Source organism: Actinomadura parmotrematis (genome assembly GCF_019458805.1).
Lineage (GTDB): Bacteria > Actinomycetota > Actinomycetes > Streptosporangiales > Streptosporangiaceae > Spirillospora > Spirillospora parmotrematis.
On the sequence record NZ_JAIBOA010000013.1, the window covers coordinates 49098 to 70660 of the forward strand.

Here is a 21563-nt window from a genome sequence, read left to right on the forward strand (position 1 = left end):
GGCCGGTCAGACCGCCGCGGCGCCGAGCCGCGACCCGATGTGGGCGACCAGGTCGCCGACCGTCATGTTCATGATCTCGTCGAGGTCCATCCCGGCGATGAACGCGGGGAGGTCGACGCGGTCGCCGTAGCGGCCCTGGAGCTTCTCGGCGAGCGCGACGAACTCGATGCTCTCCAGCGCCAGGTCCCGGTTGAAGGTGGTGTCCGGGCCGACCTCGACGTCCAGCAGGAAGTCCTCGCCGACGACCTCGACGAGCATCGCGACGACCTCGCCGAGCACGTCCTGTCCCTCTGTCATCCTCTGTTCCCCCCCATGTCCTCGGTGGTGCCGGGCGCGTCCGGCGCGCCGGGCCGGTCCGCCGCGACCGTCCAGGTCACGACGTGGCCGCCGACCAGCCGCGACCGGACGGTCGTGACGGTGCCGCGCGCGGCGACCACCAGCCGGCCGGGCTCGGCGGCGGTGACGGTGAAATCGCGGGGCCGGCCGCGCAGGCCCGTCCCGGCCGCCTTGGCGGCGGCCTCCTTCGCCGTCCAGAGGCGGGTGACCGCCTCGTCGCGGCCGCCGGGCAGCGCGGCGAGCAGCGCGTGCTCGCCGGGGCCGAACGCGGCGTCCTCGACGGCGGTGCCGCGGTCGGCGACGATCTCGGCGTCGATCCCGGCGGGCTCGCCGGCGCCGCGCACCAGCGCGACGCCGAGTTCAGCGGTGTGCGCGATCGAGACGGTCACCGGGTCGTCGAAGGGGCCGCTGACTCCCGGGCGGCCCGCCTCGTCGTTGAACACGGTGAGTTCGGCGGGGAACAGCGGGCCGTGCCCGCGCTCCCACAGCCAGTGCCGCACCGCGTCCTTGGCCGCGATGCGGCCGAGCAGGAACGGGCCCTGCGCGCGCGGCGGCAGCGCCCGGTAGGCGGCGCGCTCGGCGGCGTTCAGGTACTGGCGCATCAGCAGGTCGCGAGAGGACGCGCCGTTCCAGCGGCGGCGGGCGAGCGTCCAGCCCTCGGGCTGCGGCTCGCCGACGCTCGACACCTCCGGGGTGAACCGCATCCGCCAGACGAGCTCGTCGGTGTGGAAGCGGTGCGTCGTCCAGCCCTCGACGCGGCCGAGGACGCGGCCGCGCGGATCGGCCATCTCGACGTCGCAGCGGAGCGCGGTGTCGGAGATCGACCGGTTGCGCACCGTGGCCTCCAGCCGCTCGCCGGCGGGCGGGGGCGGCGCGTACCAGGAGACGCGCTCGATGCCGATCGGGAAGACGGTCTGGTCCTTGTCGCCGTAGACCTGGATCCAGTGGCCGCAGAGCTGCCCGGCGCTGTCCAGGAGGGCGCCCGGCGTCGGCAGCGACGTCAGGACGGCGCGCAGGCCGTCGGAGGCCAGCGACCGCATCTCGGTGACGCCCTGATAGCGGGGGCCGTGGAACATCCAGCGCTCGGCGTAGAAGCGCTCGGCGGTGACCGCGGGCGGGCCCTCGCCCGTCAGCGGGCTGTCATCGGGGGCGGGCGGCGCCGGGTAGTGCTCGGCGAGCAGAACGGTGCCCTCGGTGTGCCCGACGATGGTGGCCTGAACGCGGCGAACACCGTCGCTGTCGCCGCCGCCGCTGTCGGGGACGAGCGCGGCGTGCACGTCGGTGGTGGTGGGCGGGTCAGCGGTGAGCCAGCGCAGCGCGCGGACCCGCTCGAAGCCGATGACGGCGAGGTCGGGGAACAGCTCCCGGGCCGCCTCGGCCATCACCTCCAGCAGCGTGGTGAGCGGCACGACGGGGAACAGGTCCGAGGCGTCGGGCCAGCCCGCACGCTGCGGGACCAGGCAGTGGTCGGCGATGTAGGGCATCGACTCCAGCGAGAACACCCGCGAGGTGGTGAGCTCGGTGACGGGCGCGCGCGGGACGGCGGCCTCGGCGGGCGTCGGCAGCCGCACCGGGCCGCCGCTCGCCAGCGCGTCGAGGACGGTGCGCGCGCTGGTCGTCGCGTCGCGGAGCAGCGCGTCCAGCTCGGCGATCACCGGGTCCACGCCGGCGGCCGGCGGGGTCTCGGGCGCCGGGCCGAGGGAGCGGAGCGGCGGCACCGCGCCGTCCAGGCGGACGAGCGGGGCGCCGAGGTCCAGCCGCATCGGGCGGCCCCCGCCCCTGCGGGCGGCGGGCACGACCGGCGCGACCGGCGCTGGGGCCGGGCCGTGGCCCTCGACCCACAGCGCGGCGACGACGCGGCGCAGCTGCGCCATCCCGGTGCGCTTCGGGGAGCCGGCGGCCATCGCCAGGTGCTCGCGGCCGGCGAGCCGGTCGCCGACGAAGCCGGTGAGGCTGCCCGGCCCGACCTGCACGAACGCCCGCACCCCGGCGCCGTACAGCGCCTCGGTGAGCGCGCTGAACCGGACCGGCTCCAGCAGGTGCCGGACGACGAGGGCGCGCACCTCGTCCGCGCCCGGCGGGAACGGCGCGGCGGTGGTGCCCGACCAGAGCGGCACCCGCGGCTCCCCGATCGGCAGCTCCTCGAACGAGCGGTGCGCCGACGCCAGGTAGGTCTCGGCCATCGGGGTGTGGAACCCCGACCGGAACGGCAGCTCCTGCCCGAGGACGCCCTCGGCGGCGAGCCGGGCGAGCAGCGCGCGGACCTGCGCGGGCGGCCCGCACACGACCGACTGGTGCGGGCAGTTGTCGTGCGAGACGACGACGCCGGGGTGCGCGGCGGCGGCCGCGGCCGCGCGGTCGGCGCCGCAGCCGAGCGCGCCGTAGGCGACGTCCGGGACGTCCAGGGAGTCGTCGTCGAGGGCGGCGAGGAACGCCTCGGCGGCGCCCTCGGGGTACATCCCGGCGACGATCATCGCGGTCCACTCGCCGAGGCTGTGCCCGGCGGCGACGTCGGGCTCGACGCCGGCGGCGGCGAGCGCGCGGGCCAGCAGCCGGCCGACGGCGATGACGTCGGCGGCGCGGCCGAGCAGGTCGGTCCGGCCGGTGAGGGCGGGGCGGGGCAGGCCGAAGTGGTCGGCGACGTCGTCGACGCGCGGCGCGAACGCCGGCTCGAAGCCGGGGAACAGGAACGCGATCCGGCCGCCGGCGGCGAGCAGCGGCCGCGGCGTGAACCAGACGTCGCCGCGGCCCCGCCACGGGGTGCCGCGCCGCACGATCGTGCGGGCGAGGTCGAGCTTGCGCGGCGTCGGGCCGGCGACGGCGAGGCGGCACGGCCCGCCGTCGGGTTCGGCGCCGGCGAGCGCGATGAGGTGCGCGTCGTCCCTGGCGAGGAGCGCGGCGAGGTCGTCGGGGGTGGCGGCGGACAGGCGCAGCACCGGCTCGTCCGCGCCGAGGGAGGGGGCATGGCGGCGCGCGGGGCGGCGGGCGGGGCGGCGCGCGGCGGGCGGCTCCTCCAGGACGACGTGCGCGTTGGCGCCGCCGAAGCCGAAGGCGTTGACGGCGGCGCGGCGCGGCGCGCCGTCCGGCGCCTCCCACGCGGCCTCCTCGGCGAGCGTGCGGAGGCGGGTGCCGGCCATCGCCGGGTGCGGGTCCTCGACGTGCAGCGTCGGCGGCAGCACCGCGTCGCGGAGCGCGCAGGCCGCCTTGATCAGCCCGGCGATGCCGCCGGCCGGCATCGCGTGCCCGATCATCGACTTGACGGTGCCGACCGCCAGCGGCGCGCCGTCCGCGCCGAACACCCGGCAGAGGGTGGCGAGCTCGGCCGCGTCGCCCGCCGGCGTCCCGGTGCCGTGCGCCTCGACCAGCCCGACCGCGCCCGGCGCCGCCGGGTCCAGGCCGGCGTCCCGCCAGGCGCGCTCGACGGCGAGGACCTGGCCCGCCACCAGCGGGCTCATGAGGCCGGCGGCGCGGCCGTCGCTGGACGACCCGACGCCGCGGATCACCGCGTGGATCCGGTCGCCGTCGCGCTCGGCGTCGGCGAGGCGCTTCAGCAGCACCACGCCGGTGCCCTCCGACAGCAGGGTGCCGTCGGCGGACCGGTCGAACGGGCGGATCCGGCCGCTCGGGCTGAGCGCCCGCAGCCGGCTGAACACGCTCCACACCGTGGCGTGGTGGGCGTGGTGCACCGCGCCCGCCAGCATCGCGTCGCACTCCCCCGACCGCAGGGCCCGCACCGCCTGCTCGACCGCGACCAGCGACGACGCGCAGGCGGCGTCCACGGTGTAGGCGGGGCCGCGCAGGTCGAAGCGGTTGGCGATGCGGGACGCGGCGAAGTTCGGCACGAGGCCCGCCGGGTCGTCGGCGCCGTCGGGGCCGAGCCGGTCGCAGAACGCGCGGCGGATCTCCTCGACGCGGCCCGCGCCGAGCTCGGGCAGCAGCTCGGCGAGGATCCCGGCGAGCTGGTGCGAGGTCCGCACCCGGGTGTCGAACCGCGACACCCCGGGCGTGATGTAGCCGCCGCGCCCGATGACGACGCCGATCCGCTCCCGGTCGGGCAGCCGCGCCTCGCCGCCCGCGTCCGCGATCGCCTCGGCGGCGGTGCGGAGCGCGAGGAGCTGGTCGGGCTCCATGCCCGCCACCGCGTTCGGCGGGATGCCGAACGCGGCCGGGTCGACCGTCGCCAGGTCGTCGACGAACCCGCCGCGCCGGCAGTAGAACCGGTCGCTGCGCGGCTCCCGGTAGGACTCGGGGTCGTAGTACAGCTCCGGATCCCAGCGGTGCGCGGGCACGTCGCTGATCGCGTCCACGCCGGCCCGCACGTTCCGCCACAGCTCGCCCGCCGACCCGGCCCCGGGGAACACCGCCCCGACGCCCACGATGGCGATCGGGACGCTCACGCGCCGGCCCCGGTGAGGACGACCTGCGGCTCGTCGCCCGCGGCGATCTCGCGGAGGAGCGCGGCGACGGCGGCGTCCGGGTCCAGCAGGGCGATACCGCGGCGGGCGTAGGCGCGGGCGAGGTCGGGCGAGACCATGCCGCCGCCCGCCCACGGGCCCCAGTCGGCGACGAGGACGCGGCCGCGCAGCTCGGTCCGCCAGACGCGGGCCAGGGTGTCGCAGGCGTCGTTGGCGGCGGCGTAGTCGGCCTGGCCGCGGTTGCCGTGGACGCCCGACACGCTGCCGAACACCACGAAGAAGCCGAGGTCGGAGCGGACCGCGCCGGCCAGCGAGCGGGCGCCGTCCACCTTGGTGCGGTAGACGCGGTCGAACGACGCGGGGTCCTTGTCGCGGACGAGGCGGTCCTCCACCAGCCCGGCGCCGTGCACGACGCCGTCGAGGCGGCCGTGCCGGGCGTACACGTCGTCGATGACGGCGCAGACGGCGGCGGCGTCGCGGACGTCGGCGGCGTGGTAGGTGACCGAGGCGGCGGCGCCGCGCAGCGCCTCCAGCGTCGCGCGGACCTCGCGGGCGGCGCGGGTGCGGCGGATCTCCGCCTCGATCTCGGCGGGCGTCCCGGCGCCGCGGTCCAGCAGGGCGCGGCGGAGCGCGGCCTCGTCGGCGGCGCCCGCGAGGGCGGGGTCCTCGGCGCCGGGCTCGGGGGTGCGGCCGACGAGCTCGACGTGGCAGCCGGTGGTGCGGGCGAGCGCCAGCGCGACGCGGGCGGTGATGCCGCGGGCGCCGCCGGTCAGCAGGACGACGCCGCCGGATCCGAGCGCGAGCGGGCGGCCGTCGTCGGCGAGCGCGGCCGGCGCGACGGCGAGGGTGCGGCGCCGGTCGCCCTCGTAGCCGACCTCGACGGGGCCGTCCTCGTCCAGCAGCTCGGCGAGGACGCGGAGCGCGAGCGCGCGCGGGCTGTCCTTGACGTCCAGGTCCACGGCGCGGACGCGGGTGCCCGGGTATTCGAGGGCGAGGGTGCGGGCGAGGCCGCGGAGGCCCGCGCCCGGCGTCGGGTCGCCGGCGCCGCCGTCGTAGCGGTGGCCGAAGGCGCCGCCCGCGCCGCTGGCGAGGAGCAGCCACCGCGGCCCGATCGCGAGCGTGTCGCGGATGCCGGCGTAGGCGCCGGGCAGCACGGGCCCGCCGCCGGGGCGGAGCGCGGCGAGGTGGACGAGGCCGTCGCAGGGCCCGTCGGGCTCCAGCGGCACGCGGACCTCGGCGCCCTGCGCCTCCAGCAGCGCGGCGAGCTCCAGCGCGACGCCGCAGCCGTCGTCCACGATCACGATGCGCTTGCCCGCGAACAGTCCGGGCGCGGGCTCGGGCTCGGGCAGCGCGGGCAGGTCGGCGATCCGCACGACCTGCCGGACGGGCGCCACGGCCGGCGGCCCGGCGCCCTCGGGGACGGGCGGCGCGGCGGGGGCAGCGGCGGCGGGGGCGGGGGCGGGGTCGCCGGCGAGGTGGGCGACGAGCTCGCCGATGGTCTTGATGCGGGCCAGCCGCTCCACCAGGTCCTCGTCCGGGGAGGCGCCCGCCGGGGCCAGGTCCAGGCGGTCGGCGAGCGCGCCGATGATCTCGGTGCGCTTGATCGAGTCGATGGACAGGTCGGCCTCCAGGTCCAGGCCGTCGCCGAGCATCGCCTCGGGGTAGCCGGTCCGGCCGCCGATGACCGCCAGGACGGTGGCGCGGACGTCGGGCGGCGCGGACGCCGGGGCCGGGGCCACGACCTCGCCCGCGACGACCGGCCGGGGCGCCGGGACCGGCGCCGGGACGGGCACCGGCGCCGCCGGCGGCAGGGGCACCCGCGCCGCCGCGGCGGGCGCGGTGGCGCCGAGGAAGCCGAGGACGACGTCGCGCTGCGCGGCGACGAGCTCGCGGCTGGTGCGCAGGTACTCCAGCACCGCCTGCTGGGCGGCGGACGCGGCGTCCTGCGGGGCCTGGTCGCCCATGGTTCCTCCCGGGGGCGGCGCGACCCGCTCGGCGGGCCGCAGCGCGTTGTCGAGGTGGCCGCCGCCCGCGGGCCGCACCAGGTGGCCGTTGACGACCCAGCCGGGCGCGGGGCGGGCGGCGCTGACGGGTGCGGCGTCGCGGCCGGCGAACAGCGGCAGCGCGTCCACCGGGACGCCGGCGGCGGCGAGCTCGGCGAGCGCGAGGAGCAGCCGCCGGACGCCGCCCTCGCCGGGCGCGTCGCAGGCGACGGCGGTGTGCGGCCGGTCGCCGAGGATCTCGCCGACGAGGCGGGTGAGCACCTGGCCGGGGCCGGCCTCCACGAAGACGCGGGCGCCCGCGGCGTACATGGCCTCGATCTGCTCGACGAACCGGACGGGCGCGGCGACCTGCCCGGCGAGGGTCGCGGCGAGCTCGGCGGGGTCGCTGTCGTAGGGCGCGGCGGTGGTGTTGGACCACACCGGGAACGCCGGGGAGCGCAGGTCGCGGGCGGCGAGCTCGGTGCGGAGCGGCGTCGCGGCGCCCGCGACGAGCGGGCTGTGGAACGCGCACGCGACCGGGAGGCGGCGGGCGCTGACGCCCGCCTCGGCGAGCCGGGCGAGGGCCTGCTCCAGCGCCGGGGTGGCGCCGGAGATCACGACCTGGCGGGGCGCGTTGTGGTTGGCGACGACGACCTGCGACACCTCGGCGATCGCGGCGCGGACCTCGTCCAGGGACGCCGCGACGGCGGCCATCGACCCGGGGTCCTCGTGCGAGTCGCCGCGCGCGGCGGCGGCGCCGAGGATCGCCTCGGCGCGGGCGGCGCTCAGCGCGACGAGGTCGTCCTCGCCGAACACCCCGGCGGCGCAGAGCGCGACGAGCTCGCCGTAGCTGTGCCCGGCGGCGAGGTCGGGGCGGACGCCGAGCTCGGTCAGCAGCCGGTGGACGGCGAGGCCGGCGATGCCGAGGGCGGGCTGCGCGGCGCGGGTGTCGGTGACGGCGGCGCGCTGCCGGTCGGCCTCGGCCCGCCCGAACGCGGCGGGCGGGAACATGACGGGCGCGTAGGCGCCGCCCGCGAGGCGCAGCAGGCGCTGCAGGCGCGGGAACGCCACGAACAGGTCGGCGAGCATGCCGGGCCGCTGGCTGCCCTGCCCCGGGTAGAGGAACGCGACCTGCCCCGCCTCGTCCGGCGACGCGACGAAGACGCCGGGCCCGGCGGTGAAGGAGCGGGCGGCCTCGGCCTTGGCGGCGAGGTCGTCGACGTCGTCGGCGACGATCGCGACCTGGACGGGCGCGCCGCCGGTCGCGAAGGTGCGGGCCAGGTCGCGGAGGCGCGGCCCCCCGGGGCGGGCGCCGGGCGCGGCGAGCGCGGCGAGGCGGTCCAGCTCGGCGCGCGCGGCGGCGCGGTCGGCGCCGCGGATCAGGAACAGCTCGGCGGGCCACTCGGCGAGGCCGGAGACGGGTTCGGGCGCGCCGTCGTACCCGGCGAGGACGGCGTGGAAGTTGGCGCCGCCGAACCCGAACCCCGACAGCCCCGCGTACCGCTCGCCGGGCGGGGTCGCCCACGGCCGCGCGCCGCGCCCGAACGCGAACGGGCTCGTCGCGGCCTTCCACGCCTTGTTCGGCTCGGTGACGTGCAGGGTGCCGGGCAGGACGCCGGCGTGCAGCGCGTAGGCGGTCTTGACGAGCCCGGCGAGCCCGGCGGCGCACTTGGTGTGGCCGATCTGCGACTTCACCGACCCGACGGTGACGCTGCCGGGGCGGGCGCCCGCGGCGGTGAAGGTCTCGGTGAGGGTGGCCAGCTCGGTGCGGTCGCCGACCTCGGTGCCGGTGCCGTGCGCCTCGACCAGGCCGACGTCCGCCGGGGACACCCCGGCGCGGGCGTAGGCGCGCTCCAGGGCGAGGCGCTGGCCCTCGACGCGCGGCGCGGTGAGGCCGAGGTCGCGGCCGCCGCTGGACCCGGCGACCGACTTCACCACCGCGTAGATCCGGTCGCCGTCGCGCTCGGCGTCGGCGAGGCGCTTCAGGACGACGCAGGCGACGCCCTCGCCGAGCGCGATGCCGTCGGCGCCGGCGTCGAAGGTGGCGCAGCGGCCGCGCGGCGACAGCGCGTGCACCGAGGAGAAGAGCAGGTAGTCGTGGACGCCGTTGTGCAGGTCGGCGCCGCCGCACAGCACCATGTCGCTGGTCCCGGCGGTCAGCTCCTTGCAGGCGGCGTCGAGGGCGGCCAGGGACGCGGCGCAGGCGGCGCCCACGGTGTAGTTGGCGCCGCCGAGGTCGAGCCGGTTGGCGATGCGGCCCGCGATGACGTTGGTGAGGACGCCGGGGAAGGAGTCCTCGGTCAGCCGGGGGAGCTGGGCGTCCAGCCCGGCGGGGACCTCGCCGTAGTAGCCGGGCAGGATCGCGCGGGTGCTGTAGGCGGTGGCGAGGTCGGTGCCGGACTCGGCGCCGAACACCACCGACGTCCGGGACCGGTCGAAGGGCCGGTCGGCGTACCCGGCGTCCTTCAGGGCGCGGGTGGCGACCTCCAGGGCGAGGAGCTGCACCGGTTCGACGCTGCCGAGCGAGTTCGGCGGGATGCCGTAGGCGAGGGCGTCGAAGGGGATGTCGGGCAGGAAGCCGCCCCACTTGGACGGGGTCCGCTCGCCCGCGCCGGCGCGGGTGGCGGCCGGGTCGTAGTAGATCGCGGGATCCCAGCGGTCGGCGGGGACCTCGGTGACGCGGTCGGCGCCCGACACGACGGTGGCCCAGAACGCGTCGGCGTCGGGCGAGCCGGGGAACACGCAGCCCATGCCGACGATGGCGACGTCCACCGGCGCGGCCTCGCCCGCCGCGGGCGCTCCCGCGTCGATGCCGAGGACGCCGGCGCGGGCGGCGAGGAAGGCGGTGGCGCCGCCGGTGACCTGCGCGTGCAGGCCGGCGACGGAGGTCGTCGCCGAGCGCAGCGCCGCGACCTGCCCGATCATGTACATGCCCTCGCGGCGCTGCTCGTCGGGGCTGACGACGGCGAGGCCGTCGCCGGGGGCGCCCGGGTCGCGGCGGAGGCCCTTGCTGGTGATGCGGAGGCGGCCGAGGTTCAGTTCCTCCAGCCGCCGCCACATCTCCGCGCGCGGGACGTCGGCCTCCTCCAGCTCGCGGCGGGCGGCCTCGAACGTCTGGACGTAGGGGGTGCGGGCGCAGCGGGTGGCGTGGCCGGGCGAGGTCTCCAGCAGGGCGGTGCCGTCGCACTCGACGGCGGCGCGCTGGAAGCCGGGCAGGATCGCGCCCGCCGCGACGGCCTCGGCGGTGAACAGGTAGGCGGTGCCCATGAGGACGCGGACGTCGGCGCCGCGCTCGGCGAGCGGCCCGGCGAGCGCGGCGACCATCGCGGCCGACCGCTCGTCGTGGATCCCGCCCGCGAACAGCAGCGACATCTCCGCCGCCGCGCCCGGTCGGGCGTCGGCGAAGTCCAGCAGCCGGGAGACCTGCGCCTCCCAGAGCGGGAAGCTGGCGCGCGGGCCGACGTGGCCGCCGCACTCCAGGCCCTCGAACACGAACGCGCGGGCGCCCTCGGCGAGGAAGCGCTCCAGCAGGCCCGGCGACGGCACGTGCAGGTAGGCGGTGATGCCGGCGTCCTCCAGCGGCGCGGCCTGCGCGGGGCGGCCGCCGGCGATGAGGGCGTAGGGCGGGCGGGCCTCCAGCACCGCGGCGAGCTGCTCCTCGCGCAGCTCGGCGGGGGCGAAGCCGAGCAGGCCGACGCCCCAGGGCCGGCCGCCGAGCCGGCTCGCGGTCTCGGCCAGCAGCTCGCGGGCCTCGCCGCCCTTCATCAGCGACAGCGCGAGGAACGGCAGGCCGCCCTCCCCGGCGACGGCGGCGGCGAACGCCGGCCGGTCGCTGACGCGCGTCATCGGGCCCTGCACGACGGGACGGGCGCCGCCGTCCCGCACGGCGAGCGGCTCGGCGCGGACGGCGGCGGCGATGCCCGCGGCGATCTGGTCGCGGACGGCGCGCACCACGCCGCCGGCGGTCTTGTACCGGCCGGCGAGGGCGGCGGCGAGCGCGCCGTCCTGCCCGACCGGCAGGAGCTTCGCGTGCAGGCCGGTGGCGCCGAGGCGGGCGTTGATGTCGGCGAGGTCCAGGCACGACAGGTCGACGTCGGGCAGGTCGGGGCGGGTGTAGAGGCGGTGGCCCTCGACGACGCGGGTCTCGCCGCCGTCCATGGCGGTGAGCGCGGCGGTGACGTCGGCGGGCAGCTCCATCTCGCGGACGAGCGCGAGCTGGGCGTCCAGGACCACGCCCGCCGCGCCGCCCGCGACGGCGGCGGCGGCGGTGTGCGGGCCGATGCCGCCCGCCGCGTAGACGGGGACGTCGACGCGGGGGTCGCCGAGCAGGTGCTGGAGGAGGACGAAAGTCGTGAGGTCGCCGACGCGGCCGCCCGCCTCGCAGCCGCGGGCGACGAGGCCGGCGGGCCCGGCGCCGCCCTCGGCGGCGAGGCGGGCGCCGAGGCCGAGCGCGGCGGCGGCCTCCCGCGGGTCGACGATCTCCACGAGCAGGCGGCGGCCACGCGCGAACGCGGCGGCATCGGCGAGCGCGGCGTCGGGGCGGAGCATCGCGGCGTCCATGAGGACGGTCGCGGCGGCGTCCGGCAGCTCGTCGGGGCGCACCCGGCAGCCGGCCGGGACGCGGACGCCGAACGGGCCGTCCCACCAGCGGGCGACGTCGGCGAGGGCGTCGAGGGCCTCGGTGCGGTCGGTGCCGAGGTCGAGGACGCCGAGGCCGCCCGCGCGGGCGACGGCGACGGCCAGGTGCGCGGCGGGGCGGCCGAAGGGGGTGACGCCGATGACCTCCGGGGGGTGCGCGCGCCCGTCCCGGCCGCCGATCCCGTTCGCCCCGCCCGAACCGGCCCCAGCCGTCATCGCACTGCCCCTCGACGTCGTCGACCGCCCGGGCGACCCTCCCGGACGGCTTCCTGCACCCTGCTGAACCCTGGCGCGCGGCCCGCGGTCCGCGACGCTGCGACACACTACGAGCGGTGACGACGCGACCGCGGAGGCGACACACCAGGGGCGGCGCGCATGGGGCAGCCGGGAAGGTCCCTCGAACCTCCCTTGACCTGCGCCGGGCGGGGGGCGGGCCGGACGCCCGCGAGCGCCGCCCCGCGCGCCGCCCGAGGCCCCCGCGGCCCGTTCCCCGGGGGCGTCGCGCATAATGACGGTTACAACCGGTAACGGAAGGGTTACCGGGAAGGCTGCCAGGTGGCGCGATGACGACACTCAACCCGGCGGACAGACCCTGCACGGCCCCCGGCCCGCCCGGGGCCGCCGCTCCGGGCGGCCCCGCACCGGCCCGGCGCGCCCGCCCCCGCGTCCCGCCGCGGCGGGCCCTGTACCGGCTGGTCGGCGCGGCCGGGCGGGCCGCCGACCCCGTCCCCGCCGCCGTCGCGCCGCTGCTCGCCGCGCACCGGGCGGCCTGCCCGCAGGCCGACGGGGCGGCGCTGCTGCGCGCCTACGCCGTCGCCGAGCGCATGCACCGGGGCCAGCTCCGCAAGTCCGGCGCCCCCTACATCACCCACCCGCTCGCGGTCGCCACCATCCTCGCCGGGCTCGGCCTGGACACCGACACCCTGGTCGCCGCGCTGCTGCACGACACCGTCGAGGACACCCCCTACACCCTCGCCGAGGTGCGCGCCGGCTTCGGCGAGGAGATCGCCGCGCTGGTGGACGGCCTCACCAAGCTGGACGGCGACCGCTGGCGCGGCCGCGCCGAGGCCGAGACGTTCCGCAAGATCGTGCTGGCGGCGGCCGCGGACCTGCGGGTCCTGGTCATCAAGCTCGCCGACCGGCTGCACAACCTGCGCACCCTCGGCTACCAGCCGCCGCACAAGCGGGCCCGGATCGCGCGCGCCTCGCACGAGCTGTTCGTCCCGTTCGCCGACCGGCTCGGCATCCACGTGCTGAAACGCGAGATGGACGACCTGGCGTTCGCCGCCAGTGCCCCCGAGGCGCACGCCGCGACCCGCGACGCCGTCGACGCCGCCCTGCGCGAGGCGCCCGCGGTGTTCGCGCCCGCCGTCGCCCGGGTCCGCGCCGCGCTCGCCGAGCAGGGCGTCGCCGCCGAGGTGACGGTGCGGGTCTCGCACCTGTACGCGGTGCACACCTCCACCGGCGGCGACCTGGCGGGCCTGCGCCCCTGCCAGGTCGCGCGGCTGCTGCTCGTCGTGGACGGCGCCGAGCAGGACTGCTACGTCGCGCTCGGCGCCGTCCACGCCGCGCTGCACCCGATCGCCGGGCGGCTCGTCGACCACATCGCGATGCCGAAGCACAACCTGTACCGGTCGCTGCACACCCGCGTCATCGCGCCCGCCGGCGACCCCATGGAGGTCATCGTGCGCAGCCGCGCGATGCACCCGGTCGCCGAGCACGGCATCGTCGCCCACATCAGGGCGGCCGCCGGGGACGGCGCCGCCGCGGGCGCCGCGACCGGGCGCCGCGACCTGGACTGGCTGCGGCGGCTCCTCGCCTGGCAGGCCGACGCCCCCTCCGAGGGGTTCCTCGACAGCCTGCGCGCCGACCTCGCCGACGGCGGCCTCACCGTCTACACCCCCTGCGGCAGCATCATCCCGCTCCCGCCGGGCGCGACCGCCCTGGACGTCGCCTACGCGCTCGGCACCGACACCGGCGACCACAGCATCGGCGCGCTGGTGAACGGGCGGCCGTCGCCGCTGTCGGCGGAGGTCCGCGACGGCAGCCTGGTCGAGGTGCTGACCGACCCGCGGGCCGCCCCCTCCCCCGGCTGGCTGGACTTCGCCGTCACCGCGCCCGCCCGCGTCCACCTGGCGCGGGTCCTCGCCGCCGACGGCGCCGAGCGGGCCGCCGCGGCGGGCCGCGACCGGCTGGCGCGGGCGCTCGCCGGGCGCCTGGACCTGCTCGGCGCCGAGGCGCGCGGCGCCGCCCTCGCCGTCGCCCGCGACCTGGGGTTCCTGGAGGTCGACGAGCTGTACGCGGCGCTGGACGCCGGCGCGGTCGGCCTCGCCGACCTGGTGGCCCGCCTCACCGCCCGCTGACCGCCCCCGCTGGAGTCGATCGCGGCTCGGTCGCGGTGCGGCTGGTGCGGGCCGGGCGCCGGCCGGTGACCGTCGTGCCTGATTGGCGCCGCCGCCACCGGGAAGATCATCAGTGCGACCAGATCGAGAACGTGGGGGGCCGGCCGGTGTCCGATCCATACCTGAGCGAGGTCCGCTGGAGCGGCACGGAGCTGCTGGTCCGCGGCCGGGTGGGGGCCGCCGGCGCCGCGCCGCCGGCCGAGCTGCTGCTCCGCGAGCGCGGCGGCGCCCGCGTGTTCACCGCCCCGCTCAGCACCGAGGAGGCGGGTGGGGACCTGCGCTTCCGCGCCGCGCTGGACGTGGCGTCCATCGCCGGCGGGCCGCTGCCGCACGGCGTCTGGGACGTCGAGCTGGGCGCCGGGGGACGCGGCGTGCCGCTCGGCCGCGACCGCGACGCGGGCCTGGAGACCGAGCCGCAGCGCCGCTTCCTGCCCGGCGACGGCACCGCCGTCGTCTACTTCGGGGTGCGCGGCACCCTCGCCGTGGACGTCGGCGGCGAGCCGCACGCCGCGGGCGAGGTGCGCGCCGAAGCGCTCGCCTGGAACGCCGGCGCCGAGGAGCTCGTCGTGCGGGGCCGCGTCCGCTACGACGACCTGCCCTCGCCGGTGTCGGCGACGCTGGCGCTCCGCGAATCCGCCAAGGGCCGCGTCTACGAGGTCATCGCCGCCCTGGAGGAGGAGGCCGGCGGCCTCGCCTACACCGCGTCCATCCCGCTGACCAGGGCGTTCATCGACGACCCGCTGCCGCGCGGCGTCTGGGACGCGGTGCTGGTGCTCGGGTTCTCGGGGATGCACCGCGAGATGCGGGTGATGGCCCCGCCGGACGGCGTCGACCTGCAGGTCTGGCGGCGGCTGCGGCACGTGCGCGTCGCGACGAGCGTCGCTCCGGACCCGCTGCGCGTCTCGGTCGGCCGCCCGGGCTGACCGCTCAGCGCCAGCCCGGGGGCGGGCCGCCAGGCACGTCGCCGAACGGATCGCCGAACGGGTCCTCGAAGGGATCGGGGCGGTGGCCGCGCGCGAACGCCGCCGACAGGGCGAGCAGCGCGATCACCCCGCCGCCGCCGACCAGGTTGAGCAGGGCGGTGCCGGCGGCGTCCGCGAGCGGCCGGTGCAGGGTGAACGGCAGCAGCGTCATCAGCGTGACGACGATGCCGCCGATCCAGCAGAAGGCCCGCACCGGGTGCGCGGCCGTGGCGAGCAGCACGTGCAGCAGCGCGGTGGCCTGGAGGGTGAGCGCGCCCGCGCAGATGCCGTAGCCGAGCGCGGCGGTGTTGCTGGACCCGTCGGCGAACGCCGGCACCTGGAGGCCGAACGGGCCGCGCAGCAGCAGGACGCTGGCGGCGGCGAGCGCGGTCGCGCCGGACGCGCAGGCGACGCCGCTCCACCAGAGCCGGCGGAGGTCGGGCTCGTGCGGATCGGCCGTGGCGTGCAGGGAGACGAAGTCGGTGTAGCGGTAGAGCGGGGCCTCCCGCCGCCGCCGTGGGGCGGCGCGGCACCGGAAGGCACGCCCGTGCACGCGCGGTCCCGCCGTGGTGCGGCCGGCACGCCGCCCCGGCAGGCCGTCGTAGAACGGCGAGTCGCCCATGGTCCCCTCCCCCGTCGGACAGCAGATTGCTACCCGGCGCGCTTCCCGGGGACTCCGGGGGAGTTCGCGTCTTTATCGTCATTTGATAGTGTCGCGAAACGGCCCGGACCAGCGAGTACCGCGGCGCGACACGGCCCCGAGAGGGCAGGGTTGAACGAGGGCGTCACCCTGCGCCCGCATCCGCTCACTCTGCGAGGCTGACCGATCGTGCCCGAACCCTGCCCCCAGGGCTGCCCCTGCGCCGCCGCGCCCCCGCGGACCGCGCTCGGCCGCTTCCTGCACTGGCTCGCCCCCGACGGCGAGCACGACGACTGGCTGCAGCCCGACCCCGATCCCGAGGGCGAGGAGGACGGGCCGGCGGTCGGTACGGTGAGCGCATGACGCAGGGGGAGCAGGAACCGCACGAGTCCGCCGAGGGGTCCGCCGCCGAGCACGGCACCTGGCAGTTCACGGTCGAGGAGGCGCGGGCGCTCGTCCCGCAGGTCCGCGAGCGGGCCGCCGAGATCGTCCGGCACCGCGCCGACCTCGCCGAGCTGGCGCTCGACCTGCGCGCCGGCGGGCCGTCCCGCCTCGGCGGCCGCCCCGAGCTGAAGGCGCTGGAGGCCCGGCTGGACGAGCTGCTGACCTGGTTCACCGGGCAGGGCATCGAGGTCAAGGGCATCGCCCCGTTCCTCATCGACTTCCCGTGCGTGCTGGACGGCGCCGAGGTGCGGCTCTGCTGGCTGGAGGGCGACACCGAGCTGGCCTGGTACCACCGGGCCGACCTCGGCTTCGCGGGGCGCCGCCCGCTCCCCTGAGCGGGCCGCGCGCGCCCGTCCCCAGACGTGGCCCGTCCCCGGATATGGAAAGGCCGAGGGGATCCCGGAAGCGCCCCGCCCCGGGATCCCCTCGGCCGCATCCGTCGCGGCGGGTGCCGGGACGGAAGTCCGTGCGGGTACTGCCGCCCCGCCTGGTCAGGCGGGCCGGATCAGACCTGGCCGGATCAGACCTGGCCGGCCTTCTCCAGCGCCTCGCAGCAGGTGTTCACCAGCAGGCGGGTGACGTTGTAGGGGTCGATGTTGGCGTTCGGGCGCCGGTCCTCGATGTAGCCCTTCTTGTCGACCTCGACCTGCCAGGGGATGCGCACCGAGGAGCCGCGGTCGGACACGCCGTAGCTGTACACGTCGTGCGGGGCGGTCTCGTGCGAGCCGGTGAGGCGGTCGGCGATGCCGTGGCCGTAGCCGGCGATGTGCTCGTCGACCTTGCCGGGGGCGCCGAGCGACTCGCACGCGGTGATGATGGCGTCCCAGCCCTCGCGCATGGCCTTGGTGGAGAAGTTGGTGTGCGCGCCCGCGCCGTTCCAGTCGCCCTTCACCGGCTTGGCGTCCAGGGTGGCGGCGACGTCGTAGTCCTCGGCGATGCGGTAGAGCAGCCAGCGCGCGACCCACAGGTGGTCGGCGACCTCCAGCGTGCCCGCCGGGCCGATCTGGAACTCCCACTGGCCCGGCATGACCTCGGCGTTGATGCCGGAGATCTTCAGGCCGGCCGCCAGGCAGGCGTCCAGGTGGGCCTCGACGATCTCGCGGCCGAAGACCTCGTCGGCGCCGACGCCGCAGTAGTACGGGCCCTGGGGGGCGGGGAAGCCGGTCTCGGGGAAGCCGAGCGGGCGGCCCGCCTGGAAGAAGGTGTACTCCTGCTCGATGCCGAACCAGGGCTCCTGGCCCTCGTACTTCTCGGCGATCGGGCGGGTCTTGGCGCGGTTGTTGGTCGGGTGCGGCGTGCCGTCGACGAGGAAGACCTCGCAGAGCACCAGCTTGCTGTCGCCGCCGCGGATCGGGTCGGGACAGACGAAGACGGGCTTGAGCACGCAGTCGGACTTGTCACCGGGGGCCTGGTTGGTGCTGGAGCCGTCGAACCCCCAGTCGCCGGGCTCGGCGCCGTCGGCCAGGACCTTGGTCTTGGACCGCAGCCGCGCGGAGGGCTCGGTACCGTCCACCCAGATGTACTCGGCCTTGTAGCTCAACGTCGGTTCCCTTCCGTCAGACCAGGCCCCTTCTGTGGCCGGAACGAGACTGACAATCCGGCATTTCGGACCTGTTGCCCGGTTGTGAACGGCGTGTTAAACGGTTGCTGACCAGCCGTAACACACGTGAGATAACGGTCACAGGGCTCTCTTTACGGACACCGGACGCGAGCCGGGACGCGGCCGGACGAGCCGGTCAGACGACCTTTCCGGGGTTCAGCACCCCGGCCGGATCGAGGGCCGCCTTCACCGCCCGGTGCAGGTCCAGGACGTCCGGGTCGGCCCGCACCCGCCCGGGGACGGCGGCCTCCAGCAGCTCGGGGAACGTCATCGTCCGTCCTCCCGCCGACGCCATGCATCACGGGAGGTCCTGGCATAATCCGCCCCATGGATCCGGTGCTGCGCCGCCTGCTGGACGACCGCCACGTCTACACCCGCGACCTGGAGCGCCACCCCGACCTGCTGGACGCCTGCCCGCACCGGCACGTGTTCGTCGTCGCCACCCCGCGGGTGCTGAAGATCGCCCCGTTCTCCGGCGCGCTGCCCGCCCTGCTGAAGGCCGTCGAGCACCTGGAGGACCGCGGCTGGGAGCCGGTCGCCTGGTCGCTGGAGCAGTCCGGCAACTCCGGCGTCATGATGCGCCGCGGCGCCGCCCCGCCCGCCGGCTGACGCCCGCCGCCGGCGCGGCGCCCCGGAGGACGCGCCGTCCTGGCGAAACCGTGTACGGGCGGCGGCCCCGGGCACGGTATCGTCAGTGCGGTCAGGGGCTGTGGCGCAGTTGGTAGCGCGGCGAGCTTACACCTCGTAGGTCGTCGGTTCGAGTCCGGCCAGCCCCACCCGGACGGCCCCTCGGCGCCCGCCCCGCGCCGCTCAGACGGCGCCGTCGACGCGCGCCGGCAGGTCCGCGGGGAGCTGGCGGGCGGCGTCCAGCAGCTCCAGCTCCACCAGCTCGCCGCCCGGCGCGAAGTGCACCAGCGCGAGCAGGTCGCCGTCGTCGTCGCTCACCTCCAGGACGGTGCGGTCGCCGCGCGGCGGCGGCCCGAACGCGATGACCGCGACATTGGCCTGAACATCCCAACGGATCTGCGGATAATCCATGGAATTCCTGGTTCTTGAGGCGACCGGGACGAAGGCGACGACGATCCTAACACGCACGACTTCCCGCCTTACGGGCGGCTGAAGTTGATAATTCTACGACCACCCGGTCAATACGTTGCTCGCCCCGCTTCCGGCCGTCGATGCTGGTGAGGACCGTTGACGGGGCCCCGCCTCCCGCCATTTCGACAAGCCATTCGCACTGCGAAAGGAAACCGCCGGTCCCGAGTTCCGGTGCACGTCGCAGCCCATTCGGGGCGCGCCCGATTCCCCCGCCCGTCCCACCAGCCGGGGACCATCGACCGAGGCCGGACGGAGGCGGGCGCCCGCGCCCGCAGCGCTCCGGCACGGCGGACGCCGTCCGATAAACCGAGAGCTTCTTCACATCACCGCCTGCCGGACGGCCCTTGCTTCTCCCTCCGGCGCGTTTTATTCGTTCGATGACGGCCTTTCGCCGGCCGCCCCCGCGGCCTTCACCGTCCGCCCCGTCACCACTCGATGATCTTGTCCATTATGACCGTTATGTGATACTCAATAGCTGTTGAACGACATACGAGAAGAATGACCGGATCGTGGGCTACCGTGGCGCACCGCCGCCGGCCGCTCCGCACAACCTGTGAGGGACAACACCGTGTCGACCGACGTCCGCGAGTCCACCGCCGGCCCCTTCCCCCGCTCCCCCGCCGTCCGCGACGTGCCGCTCCGCCGGGTGACCTCGCTCGTGCGGAGCGGCGGCCCGCTCGGCATGCTGGAGCACCTCGGCGAGGCGCAGGGGGCGCTCACCCGCCTGCACCTCGGCCCGTTCACCCCCTTCCTCGTCACCCACCCCGAGCACCTGCGCCGCATCCTGCGCACCAACGCCGCCAACTACCCGCGCGGCGCGGCGATGTGGAAGGCGCTGTCGCGGCTCGTCGGCGACGGCATCGGCGGCGAGGGAGCGCAGTGGCACGCGAGCCGGGAGGTGCTGCGCGGCGCCTTCTCCGGCGCCTACCTGGCGCAGATGGGCCCGCAGATGGCCGGCTCCATCGACGCGGCCGTCGCCGACCTCGGCGCGCGCGGCGGCGCCGGCCGGCCCCTCGACGCGAGCGTGGAGATGACCCGCGTCGTGCAGCGCGTCATCGACCCGGTGTTCTTCGGGCGGCTCATCCCCGACGGCGAGGGCGACCGGCTCGGCGCGGCCGTCGGGACCGCGATGGGCTCGCTGCTCTGGCGGATGGCCATGCCGTTCGTGCCGCACTCGGTCCCGCTGCCCGGCGACCGCGCGTTCCGCAAGGCGACCCGGACGGTCAACGAGATCCTGCGGCCGGTCGTCACCGCCGCCCGCAACGCCCCCCGGGACGGCGGCGACGTGGTGACCCGGCTGTCCAACGGCACCGGCCCCGACGGGGCGCCGCTGACCGACGACCAGGTCTGCGACGACATCGTCGCGCTGTTCGTCGCCGGCTCGGAGAGCTCGGCCATCGGCCTCACCTGGATCTGGGTGGCGCTCGCGCAGCACCCCGACGTCGCCCGGCGGGTGCGCGCGGAGGTGGACGCGGTGCTGGACGGCGCCCGGCCCGCCCGCGAGCACGTCCGCCGCCTCACCTACACCCAGCAGGTGCTGCGCGAGGTCATGCGCGTGTACTCGGTCGGCTGGGCGGTGCCGCGGACCGCGCTGGAGGACGACGTCATCGACGGCGTGCCGATCCCGGCCGGCTCCACCCTGGCGATCTCGCCCTACCTGACGCACCGCATCGAGGAGTTCTGGCCCGACCCGCTGCGCTTCGACCCCGCGCGCTTCGACCGCGCCGAGGTGCAGAGCCGCCACCCCCTCGCCTACGTGCCGTTCGGCGACGGCGTCCACCAGTGCCTCGGCGAGGCCTTCTTCCAGCAGGAGGCCACCCTTGTCGTCGCGGCGATGCTGAGTCGCTACGATGTCGCGGTTGCGGGTCGGGTGACGCCGAAGCTGTCGCTGACCCTGCAACCGCAGGAACCCGTTCAGCTGGTGGTGACGCCGCGTCACTGACCTTGCCCGTCCGAGGAGGCGCCATGGCCGGCAACGCCGCCGGGCCCGGCTGGCCCGGAGCGCTGGAGACGCGGCTCGCCACCGAGCTGCGCGCCTGCATGGCCCGCTATCCGCGGCTGTTCGACGCCGCCCGCTTCCCCGACCGGCCGTTCATGCCGATCGCCGGCCTCGCCGCGCGCGCCCTCGCCGAGGGCGCGCCCGACTGCACGATCGCCCAGCTGCGCGTCCCGGCCCGGGTCTCGCTCTGGACGCTCGCGGCGGACGCCGAGATCACCGCCGGGACGAGCCTGCCCGCCATCCTGGCGATGGTGCGGCGCTGCGTGGCCGTCGCCGAGGGCGCGGCGCCCGCGCCGGGCGACCAGCTCGGGCGCTTCCTCGCCGACGTGCGCGCCGACGTGCTGCGCGCCGCGACCCTGCACGGCGCGGCGCTGCCCGGCGCGGCGCCCGGCCGGCCCCGGCGGCTCGCCGCCGCGTGGGCCGAGGAGCTGCGGTTCATGCTGCACGCCATGGTGCGCGAGTGGGAGTGGCGGCAGCTGCGCGGCGTCATCGCGGCGACGTCGTGGGAGTCCGGGGCGGCCGCGCCGCCGATCGCGCCCCCGGTGTCGCTGGCGGCCTACCTGCGCAACGCCGGCAACATGGGCACCGCCTGGGTCAACCTCACCCTGTGGATCGCCGGCGGCGACGGGGCCGCGCTCCGCGAGCTCGTGCAGCTGCGCCGGGTGGACGGCTGGATCCAGCAGCTGCTGCGGCTCGCCACCGACGCCGTCTCCTACCAGCCGCACTCCGCCGACCAGGTCAACGCGCTCCAGCTCGCGGACCGGCCGGCCATCGACGAGCTCGCCGCCGCGCTCCAGGCCCGCGCCCGGCACGAGCTGGAGGTGCTCGCCGAGCGCTGCCCGCGCTCCGTCACCTACCTGTCCTGGCTGCTGGACTACGCGACCGGCCGGCACGGCTCCGTCCCGAACTACCGGGGCGAGCAGCACACCGGCTGACCCGCCCGGCCGCCCTCGCCGGCCCCGGCGGTATTGACCGGGGCGCTGACCGGCGCGGGAGCGCCCGTTGGACGATCATTGGGGGTCCGCGGTTGCTAGGGTGCTGCGCGTG

14 protein-coding genes and 1 tRNA gene are annotated in these 21563 nt (G+C 77.1%); 8 read left to right on the plus strand and 7 right to left on the minus strand.

Translation table 11 applies throughout. The features are described 5' to 3' along the window. Window positions 1–6: 6 nt before the first annotated feature. Genes K1Y72_RS20555 through K1Y72_RS20565 form a run of 3 tightly spaced genes read right to left on the minus strand, consistent with a single transcriptional unit; the run spans window position 7 to window position 11587 of the window. Window positions 7–297, minus strand: a complete 291-nt coding sequence (locus K1Y72_RS20555) for an acyl carrier protein (RefSeq protein ID WP_220168023.1) — start codon at window positions 295–297, stop codon at window positions 7–9. Then, window positions 294–4733 carry a beta-ketoacyl synthase N-terminal-like domain-containing protein gene (locus K1Y72_RS20560; protein WP_220168024.1) on the minus strand — a complete coding sequence of 1480 codons (4440 nt, stop codon included), beginning with the start codon at window positions 4731–4733 and terminating at the stop codon, window positions 294–296. The genes K1Y72_RS20555 and K1Y72_RS20560 overlap by 4 nt, the downstream gene beginning before the upstream one ends. Beyond that, window positions 4730–11587, minus strand: coding sequence for a type I polyketide synthase (locus tag K1Y72_RS20565; RefSeq protein ID WP_220168025.1), 6858 nt, complete (start codon window positions 11585–11587; stop codon window positions 4730–4732). Before K1Y72_RS20565 ends, K1Y72_RS20560 begins: the two co-directional genes overlap by 4 nt. A 347-nt stretch (window positions 11588–11934) precedes the next feature. Here K1Y72_RS20565 and K1Y72_RS20570 point away from each other — a divergent pair, with 347 nt between their 5' ends. Next, window positions 11935–13734: a RelA/SpoT family protein gene (locus tag K1Y72_RS20570; RefSeq protein ID WP_258573039.1), complete on the plus strand. Its 1800-nt coding sequence runs from the start codon at window positions 11935–11937 to the stop codon at window positions 13732–13734. 146 nt (window positions 13735–13880) lie between these two features. Further along, window positions 13881–14696, plus strand: coding sequence for a hypothetical protein (locus K1Y72_RS20575; RefSeq protein WP_220168026.1), 816 nt, complete (start codon window positions 13881–13883; stop codon window positions 14694–14696). A gap of 4 nt (window positions 14697–14700) precedes the next feature. Here the strand turns inward: K1Y72_RS20575 and K1Y72_RS20580 are convergent, their stop codons facing one another. Further along, window positions 14701–15357 (minus strand): DUF6069 family protein, encoded by a 657-nt coding sequence (locus K1Y72_RS20580; RefSeq protein ID WP_220168027.1) that lies wholly within the window; start codon window positions 15355–15357, stop codon window positions 14701–14703. A 207-nt stretch (window positions 15358–15564) separates the two neighbouring features. On the opposite strand from K1Y72_RS20580, the gene K1Y72_RS20585 reads away from it, so the two are divergent. Both K1Y72_RS20585 and K1Y72_RS20590 read left to right on the plus strand, forming a co-directional pair. Beyond that, window positions 15565–15738 (plus strand): hypothetical protein, encoded by a 174-nt coding sequence (locus K1Y72_RS20585; RefSeq protein WP_220168028.1) that lies wholly within the window; start codon window positions 15565–15567, stop codon window positions 15736–15738. Further along, entirely contained in the window at window positions 15735–16154 is a 420-nt protein-coding gene (locus tag K1Y72_RS20590; protein WP_220168029.1) for a DUF2203 domain-containing protein, read from the plus strand. Before K1Y72_RS20585 ends, K1Y72_RS20590 begins: the two co-directional genes overlap by 4 nt. A gap of 185 nt (window positions 16155–16339) precedes the next feature. Here K1Y72_RS20590 and glnII read toward each other — a convergent pair whose 3' ends face one another. Then, a complete protein-coding gene (gene glnII, locus K1Y72_RS20595) occupies window positions 16340–17359 on the minus strand; it encodes a glutamine synthetase (protein WP_220168030.1) in 1020 nt (339 codons plus the stop codon). 196 nt (window positions 17360–17555) lie between these two features. Next, complete coding sequence (locus K1Y72_RS20600; RefSeq protein ID WP_258573042.1) at window positions 17556–17690, minus strand: FAD-linked oxidase C-terminal domain-containing protein; 135 nt, start codon at window positions 17688–17690, stop codon at window positions 17556–17558. A 56-nt stretch (window positions 17691–17746) separates the two neighbouring features. On the opposite strand from K1Y72_RS20600, the gene K1Y72_RS20605 reads away from it, so the two are divergent. Both K1Y72_RS20605 and K1Y72_RS20610 read left to right on the plus strand, forming a co-directional pair. Beyond that, window positions 17747–18028, plus strand: coding sequence for a hypothetical protein (locus tag K1Y72_RS20605; protein ID WP_220168032.1), 282 nt, complete (start codon window positions 17747–17749; stop codon window positions 18026–18028). A gap of 94 nt (window positions 18029–18122) precedes the next feature. After that, a tRNA-Val gene (locus K1Y72_RS20610) sits at window positions 18123–18195 on the plus strand. 34 nt (window positions 18196–18229) lie between these two features. Here K1Y72_RS20610 and K1Y72_RS20615 read toward each other — a convergent pair. Further along, the gene (locus K1Y72_RS20615) at window positions 18230–18457 is read right to left on the minus strand and encodes a hypothetical protein (RefSeq protein WP_220168033.1); all 228 of its coding nucleotides are present in this window, start codon (window positions 18455–18457) and stop codon (window positions 18230–18232) included. 628 nt (window positions 18458–19085) lie between these two features. On the opposite strand from K1Y72_RS20615, the gene K1Y72_RS20620 reads away from it, so the two are divergent. Then, window positions 19086–20459, plus strand: a complete 1374-nt coding sequence (locus K1Y72_RS20620) for a cytochrome P450 (RefSeq protein WP_308287162.1) — start codon at window positions 19086–19088, stop codon at window positions 20457–20459. A gap of 23 nt (window positions 20460–20482) precedes the next feature. Then, window positions 20483–21451 (plus strand): hypothetical protein, encoded by a 969-nt coding sequence (locus K1Y72_RS20625; protein ID WP_220168034.1) that lies wholly within the window; start codon window positions 20483–20485, stop codon window positions 21449–21451. Window positions 21452–21563: the final 112 nt, after the last annotated feature.

What these genes read in the sequence shown, in the direction of transcription:
- K1Y72_RS20580 (WP_220168027.1), bottom strand. Translation starts at nt 15,357, where the DNA reads ATGGGCGACTCGCCGTTCTACGACGGCCTGCCGGGGCGGCGTGCCGGC.
- K1Y72_RS20570 (WP_258573039.1), top strand. Translation starts at nt 11,935, where the DNA reads ATGACGACACTCAACCCGGCGGACAGACCCTGCACGGCCCCCGGCCCG.
- K1Y72_RS20615 (WP_220168033.1), bottom strand. Translation starts at nt 18,457, where the DNA reads ATGGATTATCCGCAGATCCGTTGGGATGTTCAGGCCAATGTCGCGGTC.
- K1Y72_RS20605 (WP_220168032.1), top strand. Translation starts at nt 17,747, where the DNA reads ATGGATCCGGTGCTGCGCCGCCTGCTGGACGACCGCCACGTCTACACC.
- K1Y72_RS20590 (WP_220168029.1), top strand. Translation starts at nt 15,735, where the DNA reads ATGACGCAGGGGGAGCAGGAACCGCACGAGTCCGCCGAGGGGTCCGCC.
- K1Y72_RS20625 (WP_220168034.1), top strand. Translation starts at nt 20,483, where the DNA reads ATGGCCGGCAACGCCGCCGGGCCCGGCTGGCCCGGAGCGCTGGAGACG.
- K1Y72_RS20565 (WP_220168025.1), bottom strand. Translation starts at nt 11,587, where the DNA reads ATGACGGCTGGGGCCGGTTCGGGCGGGGCGAACGGGATCGGCGGCCGG.
- K1Y72_RS20600 (WP_258573042.1), bottom strand. Translation starts at nt 17,690, where the DNA reads ATGACGTTCCCCGAGCTGCTGGAGGCCGCCGTCCCCGGGCGGGTGCGG.
- K1Y72_RS20555 (WP_220168023.1), bottom strand. Translation starts at nt 297, where the DNA reads ATGACAGAGGGACAGGACGTGCTCGGCGAGGTCGTCGCGATGCTCGTC.